Raw genomic sequence first — 14,031 nt, forward strand, 5'->3', positions numbered from 1 at the left:
CCGCTGCCCGCGTTGGCCATAGCGCCCAGCTAATACCTCAGACACTGCAGCTCACGGCCAGAAAAAGCGCAACTTTATGCAAGTGGCGGCAGCCTAAGGCGCGCAGACTTCAGGCTTGTTACCGGGAGTCTGTTGATGAACCTGTCGCTCTATCTGTTGACCGTACTGATCTGGGGTACCACCTGGATCGCCCTCAAGCTGCAACTGGGCGAAGTGGCGATTGCCGCGTCCATCGCCTATCGCTTTGCCCTGGCTGCTGCCGTGCTGTTCGCCGTCCTGCTGCTCAGCGGGCGCCTGCAGAAACTCGACAAACGCGGCCAGCTGATCTGCCTGGCGCAGGGGCTGTGCCTGTTCTGCATCAACTTCCTGTGCTTTTACACCGCCAGTCAATGGATCCCCAGCGGCCTGGTGGCGGTGATTTTCTCCACTGCAACGCTATGGAATGCGATCAATGCGCGGCTGTTCTTCAAGCAGAAGATCGCCGCCAATGTGCTGGCCGGTGGCGCGCTGGGGCTGGGCGGCCTGGCGTTGTTGTTCTGGCCGGAACTGGCCGGGCAGGAGGCCAGCCGCGAGACTCTGCTGGGCATTGGCCTGGCGCTGATCGGTACCCTGTGCTTTTCCGCCGGCAATCTGCTCTCCAGCCTGCAACAGAAGGCCGGCCTTAAGCCGCTGACCACCAACGCCTGGGGCATGCTGTATGGCGCGCTGATGCTGGTGGCGATCTGTCTGCTCAGTGGCACGCCGTTCGGCTTCGAGTGGAATACCCGTTACGTCGGCACCTTGCTGTACCTGGCGATTCCCGGTTCGGTGATCGGCTTTACCGCCTACCTGACCCTGGTCGGGCGCATGGGCCCGGAGCGCGCCGCCTACTGCACCGTGCTGTTCCCAGTGGTTGCGCTGAATATCTCGGTGTTTGCCGAGGGCTATCAATGGACCGCCCCGGCGTTGTTCGGCCTGGCGCTGGTGATGCTGGGCAACGTGCTGGTGTTTCGTAAGCCCAAGGCGTTGCAGGCAACGGTTGTACTGGCCTCCAAGGGTTAACTCGGCCACTTCCAAGCAGGTTCATCGAGCATGCCCTGGCCCTGAATCACGGTTTGCCCAAGCTGTTTTTCCAGGACGATGGCATTGCACTCGGGGTGTTGCTCCAGAGTGGCGATCAGGCGGCTGGCGTGGGATACCACCCATACTTGGGTGTGTTGCGAGGCGGCGATAATCAGCCGGCCGAGGGCGGGCAGCAGGTCGGGGTGCAGACTGGTTTCCGGCTCGTTGAGCACCATTAGCGACGGCGGTCTGGGCGTTAACAAGGCGGCTACCAGCAGCAGGTAACGCAGGGTGCCGTCCGACAGTTCGCTGGCCGATAAGGGCCGCAATAATCCCTCCTGTTGCAACTCCACGGCAAAGCGTCCGCCGGCCTGCATATCGATGCGCAGGCGTGCGCCGGGGAAAGCGTCGGTGATGGCCGCATCCAGCGCAGTGGGGTCACCGATTTCGCGAATGGTCTGCAACGCCGCAGCCAGGTCGCGGCCGTCGTGGTGCAGCACCGGGGTGCGGGTGCCCAGTTGCGGCAGGCGTGCCGGCGCTTCGGCATCGCTGCGAAAGTGGTCGTAGAAGCGCCAACGGCGGATATGTTCGCGCAGGTGGGACACTTCCGGGCAGGCGGGGTCATTGCCGATCTGCTCATACAGGCTGTCGAAACTCGGCAGGTGCTGGGCTATAACCTGCCAGTTGCGTCCCTCACGCATGCGCACCATCGCTCCGGCGCGATCCACCAGCAGCGAGGCGGGGCGAAAGCTGCCTCCGGCCCAGATGCATTCGCGTTTGATCTCGGGGTCCAGGGCGAAGGCGCTGGGAATATCGCGGCTTTCGCCGGAGTTGGACTCCGGCAGCCCGAGGGAAATGGCATAGCTGAAATCATCGCCGGCAAAACCCAGGCGCAGGCGCCGGGCCTCCTTGCGCGGGCCGCCCTGCACGGGCACCTCGCCGCTGAGCATGCGCCGGCTGATGGTTTCCGGCCCGGCCCAGAAAGTGGAGTCCAGCCCGCCTTCACGGGCCAATGCATTGACCACACCGCCCTGGGCGGTTTCCGCCAGCAGGCGCAGGGCGCGATAGAGATTCGACTTGCCGCTGCCATTGGCCCCGGTCACCAGATTGAGCCGCCCCAGCGGCAGCACCAGGGTGTTGATCGAGCGGTAGTTGGCGACGGCGAGGGTGTGCAGCATTTGGGGTCTTCCTGACGAGTAATAAGTGAGAGCTGGCGACTAGAACAAGCCCAACTGCCCGCCAATCAGCGTGGCGAAATCGTCGCCAACAAACGGCAGGATGGCATCGGCCACTGGCTGCAGCTGGCGGGTCAGGTAGTGTTCGTAGTCGATGGCGGCGCTGCGCGCTTCCAGCGGTTGTGGGCCGGCTGTGGTGATCACATAGCTGATCCAGCCGCCATTCTGGTACTGCAGTGGGCGGCCGTGCAGGGCGTTGTATTCGTCGGCTAGGCGCGCGGCGCGCACATGCGGCGGCACGTTGCGTTCGTAGTCGGTGAGCTTGCGGCGCAGGCGTTTGCGGTAGATCAGCAGTTCGTCCAGCTCGCCATTCAGGGTGCGTTCGACATAGTCGCGCACGTAGCTCTGATGCGGCTGGCGCAGGAAGATCCGCTCATACAGCTCACGCTGGAACTGCTGGGCCAGTGGCGACCAGTCGCTGCGCACGGTTTCCAGGCCCTTGAAGACCATCTCGTGGCTGCCGTCAGCGTGCGTCACCATCCCGGCATAGCGTTTCTTGCTGCCTTCCTCCGCGCCTCTGATGGTCGGCATCAGAAAGCGCTTGTAGTGGGTTTCGAACTGCAGCTCCAGGGCGCTTTCCAGGCCGTACTCATTGTGCAGATGCTCGCGCCACCAGGCATTGACCTTGGCCACCAGGGCGCGGCCGATCTGCGCGGCATCCTCCTGGGCATGCGGGCGTTTGAGCCAGACAAAGGTGGAATCGGTGTCGCCGTAGATCACCGCATAACCTTCAGCCTCAATTAGCGCGCGAGTGCGGGCCATGATTTCGTGGCCGCGCAGGGTGATTGAGGAGGCCAGGCGCGTATCGAAAAAGCGGCAACCGCTGGAGCCGAGCACGCCATAGAAGGCGTTCATGATGATCTTCAGCGCCTGCGACAGCGGCGCGTTGTGCTCGCGCTTGGCCGCCTCACGGCCCTGCCATACGCGCTCGACTATGGACGGCAGGCAGTGCTGGCTGCGGGAGAAGCGCGCGCCACGAAAGCCCGGCACCGAGTGCGCATCGTCCGGCTGGCGCAGGCCCTCGATCAGCCCCACCGGGTCGATCAGAAAGCTGCGGATAATCGACGGATACAGGCTCTTGTAGTCGAGCACCAGCACCGACTCGTACAGCCCCGGCTGCGACTCCATGACAAAACCGCCGGGGCTGGCTTGCGGTGGGTTGTCGCCCAGATTCGGCGCAACAAAACCGCGGCGGTGCATCAGCGGCATATACAGGTGCTCGAAGGCCGCCACCGAGCCGCCGTTGCGGTCGGCGGGCAGCCCGGTAACCTTGGCGCGCTCCAGCAGAAAGTCGAGGATCGCGGTTTTGCCGAAGATCCGCGTGACCAGCTCACAGTCGCGCAGGTTGTAGCGCGCCAGGGCCGGTTTGTCCTCGCGGAACATGCGGTCGATTTCGTCCATGCGCTGGTAGGGCGTGGAGATGTCCTTGCCCTCGCCGAGCAAGGTTTGCGCGACGTTCTCCAGGCTGAACGAGGGGAAGCTCCAGGTCGCCGAACGCAGCGTCTCTATGCCGTCGATAATCAGCCGGCCGGCAGCATCAGCGAAGAAATGACCGTTGCGGCTGCCATGTTCGCGCCACTGCATCTCGCTGCCATCGCGGCCCAAACGCAGGGGGATGGCCAGGTTGCGTGCATGTTCATGCAGCACGCGCAGGTCGAACTGCACCAGGTTCCAGCCGATGATTGCGTCCGGGTCGTGCTCGGCCATCCACTGATTCAGGCGTTCGAGCAACTGGCCACGGCTGGCGCAGTACTCCAGCTGAAAATCCACCGCCGGCGGCTGTTCGGGTGTGCGGCCGAGCATATACACGTTGCGCTGGCCGCAGCCTTCGATGGCAATCGAGTACAGCTCGCCAAAGGCATTGGTTTCGATATCCAGCGAGGCCAGCTTTAGGCTTGGTCGGTAGTCGCTGCAGGGCTTGATCTGCGCATCCAGCAGCAGGCCATTGCCGCTCGGGTCGGGCGTGCCGGCAAACAGCACCGGCGCGGTGATAAAGCGCTCCATCAGGTAGCGCTCCGGTGGGCGCACATCGGCCTCGTAGACTTCGACGCCGGCGCGGCGCAGCAGCTTGTCGAGGTCCATCAGCTGGCGATGCTGCTGGCAATACAGGCCCAGCACCGGGCGCTGGTGAAAGTCCTTGAGGCCCAACGGGCGCAGCTCGACGCCGCGCTCGTTGTTCAGCAGTGCTTCGGCCTGCTCGCGCTGCACCGCCGGAATAAAGGCCACCGAAGGCTGATAGGGCAGGCGGATATGTCGCGGGCCGTTATCGGTGGCCAGCCAGAACTCCACCTGCGTCCCTGCCGGCGTATCACGCCAGTGCCGGGTCAGCAGAAAGCCCTGTTGTAAGTCCACCGTTATCGCCTCAGCCAGCCTGAATCTGTAGGGTGCGCCGCGCACACCGGTATCCGATTGTTTGCATCGGTGCGCACGGCGCACCCTACCTAATTGCTGGCCAATTCTACGCGGGCTTTTGTCTGTATGCCTATACAGTGTTTGCGCGACTGCCAAGCGGCCACATACAAAACCGGCTTTAGGAGTAAAATGCCCGCCCTGATTGACTGCCCGATACCCAAATCATGTCCCTGCCCAAGCACCACCTCGAACTACTGAGCCCGGCGCGCGATACCGCGATTGCCAAGGAAGCCATCCTGCACGGCGCCGATGCCGTGTATATCGGCGGCCCCGGCTTCGGTGCGCGGCACAACGCCAGCAACAGCGTGGCGGAGATTGCCGAGCTGGTGCAGTTTGCCCACCTGTTCCATGCGCGGGTGTTTGTCACCCTCAACACCATCCTCCATGAGGATGAGCTGGAACCGGCGCGGCAGATGATCTGGCAGCTGTACGAGGCCGGCGTCGATGCGCTGATCGTGCAGGACATGGGTGTGATGGAGATGGATATTCCGCCCATCGAGATCCACGCCAGCACCCAGTGCGATATCCGCACCCTGGAAAAAGCCCGCTTCCTCGATGGCGCCGGCTTCTCCCAACTGGTGCTGGCCCGCGAGCTGAACCTGGAAGAGATCGGCAATATCTGCCGCAACGTCGATTCAGCGGTCGAGTTCTTTATCCATGGCGCGCTGTGCGTGGCGTTCTCCGGGCAGTGCAATATCTCCCACGCGCAGACCGGGCGCAGTGCCAACCGTGGCGACTGCTCCCAGGCTTGCCGCCTGCCGTACACCCTCAAGGATGATCAGGGCCGCGTGGTGGCGTTTGATAAGCACCTGCTGTCGATGAAGGACAACAACCAGACCGACAACCTGATCTATCTGGTAGATGCCGGCGTGCGCTCGTTCAAGATCGAAGGGCGCTACAAAGACATGAGCTACGTGAAGAACATCACCGCGCACTACCGCCGCGAGCTGGATGCGATTATCGAGCAGCGTCCGCACCTGGAACGCGCCTCCAGCGGGCGCACCGAGCACTTCTTCACCCCGGACACCGACAAGACCTTCCACCGCGGCAGCACCGATTATTTCGTCACCGACCGCAAGGTGGACATCGGCGCGTTCGACTCGCCGACCTTTACCGGGCTGACCGTGGGCGTGGTGGAAAAGGTAGGCAAACGCGACCTGATCGCCGTCACCGACACGCCGCTGTCCAACGGCGATGGCCTCAATGTGCTGATCAAACGTGAAGTGGTGGGCTTTCGCGCCAATATCGCGGAGCTTAAAAGCGAGTTCGAGGAAGAGGGCGAGAAGCGCTACCGCTACCGCGTCGAGCCTAATGAAATGCCCGAGGCCATGCACCGCGTGCGTCCGCTGCAGCCGCTGCATCGCAACCTTGACCATAACTGGCAACAGGCGTTGCAGAAGACCTCATCCGAGCGACGCATTGCGGTCAGCTGGCAGCTCAGCCTGCGCGGTGAGCAGCTGAATGTAAGCGTCACCAGCGCTGACGGCATCAGCGCCAGCGTCAGCCTGGCCGGCCCCTTCGCCGCCGCCAAGGATGTCGAGCAGGCCCGCGAACAGCTGGCCGATGGCTTGAGCAAACTGGGCACTACCATCTATTACAGCGCCGGCGCGCAGATCGACTGCGAGGCCGTGCCGTTTATCCCCGGTTCGCAACTCAAGGCCCTGCGCCGCGAAGCCATCGAAGCCCTGACCCAGGCTCGCGTTGCCGCCCATCCGCGTGGCGGGCGCAAACCCGTCAGCGTGCCGGCACCGGTGTACCCGGAATCGCACCTGACCTTCCTCGCCAACGTCTACAACGACAAGGCCCGTATCTTCTACAAACGTTATGGCGTGCAACTGATCGACGCCGCCTACGAGGCCCACGAAGAGTCGGGCGAAGTGCCGGTGATGATCACCAAGCACTGTCTGCGCTTCTCCTTCAACCTCTGCCCGAAACAGGCCAAGGGCGTCACCGGCGTGCGCACCAAAGTATCGGACATGCAGCTGATCCATCAGGATGAAGTGCTGACCCTGAAGTTCGACTGCAAACCCTGCGAGATGCATATCATCGGCAAGATGAAGGGCCATATCCTGCATCAGCCGCAACCGGGCAGCGCCCAGAGCAAGGGCGGCGCGGTGGGTTATATCACCCCGGATGATCTGCTCAAGACTATTAAGCGCTAAAGCAGACTCGAATTTTGTGACGCTTAGGATGGGTTGAGCGCAGCGATACCCATCAGTCTCTAGGGTGAAACCGCAGAGCGTTTTCCACCAGCAGGGTAGCCCGGATGCAATCCGGGACGATTTATCAATTCGCAACCGCCTCCCGGATTTTATCCGGGCTACGCCAGGCACCTGCTTGCAAAGCTGTCAGCTCCGGAAACCAACAAAACCCTAGACAGGCTCCGGCCTATATATGTACGGTATCGCGTACAGATATAGAGGGTATCTTAATGGACGCCATCAGCTACACCACAGTGCGCGCCAATCTGGCTCAGACCATGGATCGCGTATGCGAAGACCACGAACCGCTGATCATCACCCGCAACCGACAGCAATCGGTGGTGATGATCTCGCTTGAGGATTACAAGGCTCTGGAAGAAACCGCTTACCTGCTGCGCGCTCCCAAGAATGCCAAGCGCCTGCTTGAGGCAGTCGCCAGTCTGGAAAGCGGTCAAGGCCAGGAGCGGAGCCTGGCGCAGTGAGGCTGATCTTTGCCGAGCAGGCCTGGGAGGACTACCTCCACTGGCAGGGCAGCGACAAGAAGATCCTCAAACGCATCAACGCACTGATCAAGGAAGCGGCGCGCAGCCCCTTTGCCGGCACCGGCAAACCGGAGGCACTCAAGCACGCCCTTGCGGGCTACTGGTCACGCCGTATCAATGACGAGCATCGGATGGTTTATCGGGTGGAGGGCGATGCGCTTTTGATTGCGCAGCTGCGTTATCACTACTGAGTGCAGAACGCGCCATATCACCGGCTGCAAAACGCGCTATGCGGATGGGTATCGCTGCGCTATCCCGTCCTATTTGTGCGTGTGCACAGCTTGGCGTTGCCCTACAAATAGTCGCCATGCGTAGGGTGGAAAACCGTGAAGCATTTCCCACCAATAGGCTTTGCCGCAATACCTGCAATCAGGTAGGGCGGACATGCCGAAGGTTTGTCCGCCATGGATGGCCAGCGGTGGACAAAGCTTCGCTATGTCCACCCTACAAATAGCCGTCGTGGATATCCGGGTTATGCGCTGATTCTAGGTAGCGGCCGCCGGTGGTGCGCACGGCGCACCCTACTTGATGGCGCAGTCAGGCTCTGTGGCCGTAGCTGCTGGGCTGCGGTGTTAGCGGCTGGCGGGTTTGGTTCGTTGTCCGGTCAGGATCACCAGGGCGATGCCGCCGATTATGGCCAGGGAGGCGAGGAGTAGGCGCAGGCTGAGGGGTTCGGCGAGCAGGGCTACGCCGCCCAGGGCGGCGATCACCGGTACGCTGAGTTGCACGCTGGCGGCGGTGCTGGCTTTCAAAGCCGGCAAGGCGCTGTACCAGACGGCATAGCCCAGCCCGGAGGCCAGCGCGCCCGAGGCGATGGCGTAGGCAATTCCGGCCCAGTGCTGCAGGGCGATATCGCCGAGCGTCGCGGCGCTGAGGATCAGGGCAATGGGCACCGCCCGGAGGAAGTTGCCGGCGGTGACCTGCAGCGGATCGCCTGCACCTTTGCCGCGCAGCGAATAGATGCCCCAGGCTACCCCTGCGCCCAGCATCAACGCCGAGGCCAGTGGCGGCGGGGCGGAGAGGCCCGGCAAAAGCAGGCCAACCAGTCCGCCAATGGCCAGCAACAAGCCGCCGAGCTGGGGCAGCCGCAGGCGTTCGCCCCGGTACAGGCCGTAACCGATCATCGTGCTTTGTACCGCGCCAAACAGCAGCAGGGCTCCGGTGGCCGTCGACAGTTCAAGGTAGGCGAAGGAAAACCCGGCGGCGTAGGCAAACAGGGCCAGTGCCGATAGCCAGTTGCCCTTGCCAACCGCGTTGCCGGCGCGCAGGCGCACGATCAGCCAGAGCACCGCAGCCCCGGCGATCAGGCGAATGCTGGTAAAGCTGGCGGCATCGATGCTGCCGTCGGCAAGCGCTGCCCGGCACAGTAGGGAGTTGGCGGCGAAGGCGATCAAGGCGAGCGCCGTCATGCTGACAAGGCGGGGGTATGACATGGGGTTTCCTTAGCCGATTCCCGGTGGTTGCCGAGATTACCTTGCTCTCGACAGTCGTAGGTGTCTTCCCGCTCCCTCTTTAGTCGCGTGCACCGCAGCCCCTCGCGCTCTGTCTCTTTACTGTTTGTCCTTGCCCAACGAGCGATAGCTTGGCCACTGGCGCAGCAAGGTATCGACGAATTGTTCGGCGGCTGGCGACAACGATGAACCGTGACGGCGCACCAGCCCCAGGGTTCTACTGATAACCGGGTCTACCAGGGGGCGCTGAACCAGTATCGGGTGGTCTTCGGCAGGCATCGCCAGGCTGGGCAAGGCCGCCACTCCTAGCCCCGCCTCGACCATGCCCAGCGAAGTGGATAGATGCTGCACCTCGTAGAACCAGCTGGGCCGCCAATCCAGGTGGGCCAAGCCGTGGTCGAGCAGTACGCGGTTGCCGCTCAGGCGGCCGACGCCAATCAGGCGGTAATCACTAAGTTCGCGCCAGGCCACCTGAGGCTGTGCGGCCAGAGGATGGTCGCGGCGGCAAGCGAGCACGAAAGGTTCCTCAACCAGTGGGGTGAAGTCGATCTCCGCGCTCTGCCCGCTGAGCATATTGATGCCGAAATCGGCCTCGCCGCGTAGCACGGCTTCGAGCCCTTCATGGGCACTCAGATCGAGGATACGGATACGGATCTTCGGATACTGCAGGTTGAATTCGCGGATCACCGTCGGCAGGAAGTAGAACGCCGCTGTGGGGATGCAGGCCAGGGTCACCTGGCCAGACTGGCGCTCGGCCAGTTCGCGAATGCCGAGGATTGAGCGCTCGAAATCGTCCAGCAAGCGCCTGGCCTTGGGCAGAAAGTCCCGGCCCACCGCGGTCAGGCTGACGCGCCGCGTGGTTCGGTCAAGCAACTGGGTACCCAGCCCTTCCTCAAGCTTCTGCATGCGCCGGGTCAAAGCCGGCTGTGACAGGTGGATCGCGTTGGCGGCCTGGTGGAAATTACCGAACTCGGCAATTTTTACGAAGGCCCTGAGGTCCTGCAGCTCGTAATTCATGCGTTTCACCTATTAATCGGCGTAATTCTTACCTTTGGAAAATCGAGTCTAGCCGGCCAATCCCCTGACTCAGCTGTTGCGACCCTTGTGAGGCGGATTGTGCTGCCTGCATTAATGCGTGAAAGGTATTAATAGAGAAAATATATGCATTTTACAGATCAAACAAGGTCGCTCAATAATTCTTCAACGCAACAATAAACATATTTATTGCACCGGAGACATCATGCAGGCAATACCTTGTGTCCTTATGCGCGGCGGCACGTCCCGAGGCCCGGTTTTCCTGGCCAACCACCTGCCCAGCAATCCGGCTCTGCGCGACGAGTTACTGCTCAAGCTCATGGGCTCGGGGCATGAGCTGGAAATCGATGGCATCGGCGGCGGCAGCCCGCAGACCAGCAAGGTGGCGATTGTCAGCGCCTCCAGTCATCCGGACGCCGATGTCGATTACCTGTTCGTACAGGTGATGGTGGCGCAGCGCCGGGTCGATACGGCCCCCAACTGCGGCAATATGCTCTGCGCCATCGGGCCTTTCGCCATCGAGCATGGCCTGGTCAATGCCGCTGCACCGGTCACCCGGGTGCGCATTCGCAACGTCAACACCAATACCCTGATTGACTCCGAGGTACTCACCCCCAACGGCCGCGTGCGCTATGAGGGCGATACCAGCATCGATGGTGTGCCCGGTACGGCCGCACCGATCAAGCTGACCTTCCTCGATGCCGCTGGAGCCAAGACTGGCCGCTTGCTGCCCACCGGCCAGGTGCGCGACCAGTTCGACGGCGTCGCGGTGACCTGCATCGACATGGCCATGCCGATGGTGCTGATGCATGCCGAAGCCCTCGGCAAGAGCGGCTATGAAAGCGCTGCCGAACTGGATGCCGATACGGCCTTGCTTGAGCGTCTGGAAAGCATCCGTCTGCAGGCCGGTCGCGCCATGGGCCTGGGCGACGTCTCGCAGATGGTCATTCCCAAGCCTGTATTGCTCGCGCCAGCCCGGCAGGGCGGCACCCTCAGTACCCGCTATTTCATGCCGCACAACTGCCACCGTTCCCTGGCTGCCACCGGTGCCATTGGCTTGGCCAGCGCCTGCGCGTTGCCCGGCAGCGTGGCCCACGACCTGGCCCCGATCAGCGGCGCGGCCCTGGTCAGCCTGGAGCATCCGGGCGGGCAGATTGCCGTTTCCCTCGAGCCTGGTGACGCCGAGAACCCGGAAAAGATACGCGCCTCACTGATTCGTACCGCCCGCCGCCTGTTCGCCGGCGATGTGTACGTGGCCAGCCCGCGGCGTAGCGCGGCCGAGCACTGATTTACCCGCAACCCACCGACAGAGACTCACACAATGATAAGAAATACCCCTCTGCAAAATGGCCTGCGTCTTGGCGCGCTGTGCCTGCTGCCCATGTCGTTGCCGGCGGCGCATGCCGCAGGCTTTATCGAAGACAGCAAAGCCAGCCTGGAACTGCGCAACTTCTACCTCAACCGTGACCTGCACGACGGTGCCGGGCAGAACAAGCGCGAGGAATGGGCGCAGGGCTTTATCCTGAATATCGAGTCCGGCTACACCCAGGGCACCGTTGGTTTTGGCCTGGATGCGCTGGGTATGCTGGGCGTGAAGCTCGATTCCTCGCCGGATCGCAGCGGCACCGACCTGCTGCCGCGCGACAGTGATAACCGCGCCGAAGACGACTACAGCAAGCTGGGCCTGACCGCCAAGGCGCGCTTTGCCGAGAGCCAGCTCAAGGTCGGTACCCTGTTGCCGAAGATGCCGTATCTGCAGTACAGCAATAGCCGCCTGCTGCCGCAGACGTTCGAGGGCTGGCAGCTGCAGAGCAAGGATATCGACCAACTGACGGCAACCTTCGGCGAGGTGTCCCGCGTCGTGCAGCGCAGCGTGTCCGGCTCCGAGAAATTGCGTCTGAACAACAAGAACGGTCGCTTTGGGGCCAGTCCGGAAAGCGATGAGCTACGTTTCGCCGGTATGGATTTCGCGCTGAGCGCGCAGACGCTGGCCAGCTATCACTATGCCGAGCTCAGCGATGTTTATCGTCAGCACTTCGTGGGGCTGCAGCACACCGCAGCGCTGGGTGCCGGCAAGCTGAAAAGCGATCTGCGTTATTTCAAAAATAGCGAGGCGGGGCAGGAGCGCGTCGGGGCGATCGACAATCAGGCGTTCAACGCCATGTTCACCTATAGCCTCTCGGGGCACGCCCTGGGCGTGGCCTATCAGAAGATGAGCGGCGACGAGGCGTTCACCTATGTCGACGGCGCGACGCCCTACCTGACCAACTTCCTACAGATCAATGATTTTGCCGGCCCCAATGAGCGTTCCTGGCAGCTGCGTTACGACTACGATTTCGCCAATCTGGGGATTCCGGGCCTGACCTTTATGACCCGCTTTGTGAGTGGCGATCAGATCGAGCGCAGCAATGGCCAGCAGGGCGATGAGTGGGAGCGTGATACCGACCTGGCTTACACCTTCAGCCAGGGCAGCTTGAAGAACCTCAAAGTGACCTGGCGCAATGCGACCTACCGCTCCAATTTCAGCCGAGGGCTGGATGAAAACCGTTTGATCCTGAGCTACGTGCAGCCACTTTGGTAAGCAGTGCGTAGCTATAGCCGACAAATCTAATAAGAGGACAACATCATGCGTAACGCCAAATTCAGCAAAATCCTGCCCCTCACCTGTGCCTTGCTACTGGGCAGCTTCAACGCGGCGGCCGACGAACCGGCACGTCCCGAATGCATTGCACCCACCAAGCCCGGCGGTGGTTTCGACCTGACCTGCAAGCTGGCCCAGGCCGGCCTCAAGGACGAAGGGCTGCTCAAGGCCCCGATGCGCGTTACCTATATGCCTGGCGGTATTGGCGCGGTGGCCTACAACTCCATCGCGGCCAATCGGCGTGCCGAAGCAGGCACCATAGTCGCCTTCTCCGGAGCCTCGCTGCTCAATCTGGCTCTGGGCAAATATGGCCGTTATGACGAAGACGCGGTGCAGTGGCTGACCACCATAGGTACCGACTACGGCACCCTGGCCGTCAGCGAAGACTCGCCCTACAAGACCCTCGACGATGTGGTCGCGGCCCTGAAGAAAGACCCGAAAAGCATCTCGGTCGGCGGTGGCGGCAGCATCGGCGGCCAGGGCTGGGTGAAGATCGCCCTGCTGGCCAAGGCGGCAGGCGTCAACCCGCGTGACTTGCGTTACGCCGCCTTCGAGGGTGGGGCCGAGCACTATATGGCGCTGATGGGCAAGCACGTGGATCTGGTCACCGGCAGTGCCAGCGAAATCCGTGCGCAGAAGGCCAACAAGATCCGCACCCTGGCGATCTTCAGCGAAGAGCGCCTGCCGGGCGAACTGGCCGAGATCCCCACCGCCCGCGAGCAGGGTTATGACATTCAGTGGCCATTGATCCGCGGCTACTTTGTCGGTCCCGAGGTCTCCCCCGAAGCCGTGAGCTGGTGGCGCGAAACCTTCGCCAAGTTGCATGCCTCGGCAGAGTTCCAGCAATACCTGAGCGATCGCGACGTGCTGCCGTTGAGTGTCTCCGGCGATGAGCTGAATGCTCTGGTCAAGCAGCAAGTGGCGCAATACCGGGAGCTGGGTCGCGAGTTCGGCCTGGTCGAGTAACCCCACCTGGGCTGAGCCGCGCCATGCCGGCTCAGCCATGGAGCACCCTTATGCACGATCGAATTTTTGCCGGTTCCAACCTGCTGCTTTGCCTGCTTCTGGCAGTTCTGGCCTGGGCCTATCAAGCTCCTTTTACCTATGAGCCGGTCGGCCCGCGAGCCTTCCCGCTGCTGCTGTTGCTACTGATCACGGTGGCCCTGCTGTACCTGCTGTGCAAACCCTTGTCGCGGCAAAAGGTCCAGGAAGAGCCTGCACTGGACCGCCATGTGAGTCGCAAGATCGCGTTGTGCGTCGCTGCGCTGCTGGCCTATTCGGCGATGTTTGAAGTCATGGGTTTCATCCTCAGCAGTGTCTTGTTCGCCGTCGCCATGGCCCGATTGTATGGTGCCTCCTGGCTGCAAAGTGGCGTCGGCGGCGGCTTGATCGCCGTGGGCCTTTACCTGTTATTCGACTACGGCCTCGATGTGCCTCTGCCGCTGGGCATGCTCGCCGCACTGGGGAACTGAC

General features: G+C 62.3%; 12 protein-coding genes. 8 read left to right on the forward strand and 4 right to left on the reverse strand.

Annotation, left to right across the window (positions count from 1 at the left end):
* Window positions 1-135: 135 nt before the first annotated feature.
* Window positions 136-1,041, forward strand: a complete 906-nt coding sequence (locus tag VMP31_RS15290; RefSeq protein ID WP_325508543.1) for a DMT family transporter — start codon at window positions 136-138, stop codon at window positions 1,039-1,041.
* On the opposite strand, the gene VMP31_RS15295 is transcribed toward VMP31_RS15290, so the two are convergent.
* Entirely contained in the window at window positions 1,038-2,219 is a 1,182-nt protein-coding gene (locus tag VMP31_RS15295; RefSeq protein ID WP_325508545.1) for an AAA family ATPase, read from the reverse strand. The two genes, VMP31_RS15290 and VMP31_RS15295, sit on opposite strands and share 4 nt — an antisense overlap.
* 39 nt (window positions 2,220-2,258) lie before the next feature.
* Window positions 2,259-4,628 carry a DNA polymerase II gene (locus VMP31_RS15300; RefSeq protein WP_325508547.1) on the reverse strand — a complete coding sequence of 790 codons (2,370 nt, stop codon included), beginning with the start codon at window positions 4,626-4,628 and terminating at the stop codon, window positions 2,259-2,261.
* Window positions 4,629-4,852: 224 nt separating this feature from the next.
* Here VMP31_RS15300 and VMP31_RS15305 point away from each other — a divergent pair, with 224 nt between their 5' ends.
* The 3 genes from VMP31_RS15305 to VMP31_RS15315 all read left to right on the forward strand — a co-directional run bounded on the left by VMP31_RS15305 (window position 4,853) and on the right by VMP31_RS15315 (window position 7,622).
* On the forward strand, window positions 4,853-6,850 hold the full coding sequence (locus VMP31_RS15305; protein ID WP_325508549.1) for a U32 family peptidase: 1,998 nt from the start codon (window positions 4,853-4,855) through the stop codon (window positions 6,848-6,850).
* 269 nt (window positions 6,851-7,119) lie between these two features.
* Window positions 7,120-7,371: a type II toxin-antitoxin system prevent-host-death family antitoxin gene (locus tag VMP31_RS15310; RefSeq protein WP_325508551.1), complete on the forward strand. Its 252-nt coding sequence runs from the start codon at window positions 7,120-7,122 to the stop codon at window positions 7,369-7,371.
* Window positions 7,368-7,622 carry a Txe/YoeB family addiction module toxin gene (locus tag VMP31_RS15315; RefSeq protein ID WP_325508553.1) on the forward strand — a complete coding sequence of 85 codons (255 nt, stop codon included), beginning with the start codon at window positions 7,368-7,370 and terminating at the stop codon, window positions 7,620-7,622. The genes VMP31_RS15310 and VMP31_RS15315 overlap by 4 nt, the downstream gene beginning before the upstream one ends.
* A gap of 381 nt (window positions 7,623-8,003) precedes the next feature.
* Here VMP31_RS15315 and VMP31_RS15320 read toward each other — a convergent pair whose 3' ends face one another.
* Window positions 8,004-8,864 (reverse strand): DMT family transporter, encoded by an 861-nt coding sequence (locus VMP31_RS15320; protein WP_325508555.1) that lies wholly within the window; start codon window positions 8,862-8,864, stop codon window positions 8,004-8,006.
* Between the two features lie 117 nt (window positions 8,865-8,981).
* Window positions 8,982-9,899: a LysR family transcriptional regulator gene (locus VMP31_RS15325; protein ID WP_325508557.1), complete on the reverse strand. Its 918-nt coding sequence runs from the start codon at window positions 9,897-9,899 to the stop codon at window positions 8,982-8,984.
* Between the two features lie 223 nt (window positions 9,900-10,122).
* Between VMP31_RS15325 and VMP31_RS15330 the strand changes: the two genes are divergently transcribed.
* From VMP31_RS15330 to VMP31_RS15345, 4 genes are read left to right on the forward strand one after another with little or no spacing between them, the layout of a single operon-like run.
* Window positions 10,123-11,205 carry a 4-oxalomesaconate tautomerase gene (locus VMP31_RS15330; RefSeq protein ID WP_325508559.1) on the forward strand — a complete coding sequence of 361 codons (1,083 nt, stop codon included), beginning with the start codon at window positions 10,123-10,125 and terminating at the stop codon, window positions 11,203-11,205.
* Between the two features lie 33 nt (window positions 11,206-11,238).
* Window positions 11,239-12,498, forward strand: coding sequence for an OprD family porin (locus VMP31_RS15335; RefSeq protein WP_414705464.1), 1,260 nt, complete (start codon window positions 11,239-11,241; stop codon window positions 12,496-12,498).
* A gap of 45 nt (window positions 12,499-12,543) precedes the next feature.
* A complete protein-coding gene (locus VMP31_RS15340; RefSeq protein ID WP_325508561.1) occupies window positions 12,544-13,524 on the forward strand; it encodes a Bug family tripartite tricarboxylate transporter substrate binding protein in 981 nt (326 codons plus the stop codon).
* 50 nt (window positions 13,525-13,574) lie between these two features.
* Entirely contained in the window at window positions 13,575-14,030 is a 456-nt protein-coding gene (locus VMP31_RS15345) for a tripartite tricarboxylate transporter TctB family protein (RefSeq protein WP_325508563.1), read from the forward strand.
* Window position 14,031 lies beyond the last annotated feature (1 nt).

Origin of the sequence: Pseudomonas sp. (genome assembly GCF_035512415.1) — a bacterium.
Lineage (GTDB): Bacteria > Pseudomonadota > Gammaproteobacteria > Pseudomonadales > Pseudomonadaceae > Aquipseudomonas.

Excerpts from the sequence above, each read along its gene's own strand:
- VMP31_RS15335 (WP_414705464.1), top strand. The coding sequence starts at position 11,239 with ATGATAAGAAATACCCCTCTGCAAAATGGCCTGCGTCTTGGCGCGCTG.
- VMP31_RS15290 (WP_325508543.1), top strand. The coding sequence starts at position 136 with ATGAACCTGTCGCTCTATCTGTTGACCGTACTGATCTGGGGTACCACC.
- VMP31_RS15320 (WP_325508555.1), bottom strand. The coding sequence starts at position 8,864 with ATGTCATACCCCCGCCTTGTCAGCATGACGGCGCTCGCCTTGATCGCC.
- VMP31_RS15345 (WP_325508563.1), top strand. The coding sequence starts at position 13,575 with ATGCACGATCGAATTTTTGCCGGTTCCAACCTGCTGCTTTGCCTGCTT.
- VMP31_RS15340 (WP_325508561.1), top strand. The coding sequence starts at position 12,544 with ATGCGTAACGCCAAATTCAGCAAAATCCTGCCCCTCACCTGTGCCTTG.
- VMP31_RS15330 (WP_325508559.1), top strand. The coding sequence starts at position 10,123 with ATGCAGGCAATACCTTGTGTCCTTATGCGCGGCGGCACGTCCCGAGGC.
- VMP31_RS15325 (WP_325508557.1), bottom strand. The coding sequence starts at position 9,899 with ATGAATTACGAGCTGCAGGACCTCAGGGCCTTCGTAAAAATTGCCGAG.
- VMP31_RS15305 (WP_325508549.1), top strand. The coding sequence starts at position 4,853 with ATGTCCCTGCCCAAGCACCACCTCGAACTACTGAGCCCGGCGCGCGAT.
- VMP31_RS15295 (WP_325508545.1), bottom strand. The coding sequence starts at position 2,219 with ATGCTGCACACCCTCGCCGTCGCCAACTACCGCTCGATCAACACCCTG.
- VMP31_RS15310 (WP_325508551.1), top strand. The coding sequence starts at position 7,120 with ATGGACGCCATCAGCTACACCACAGTGCGCGCCAATCTGGCTCAGACC.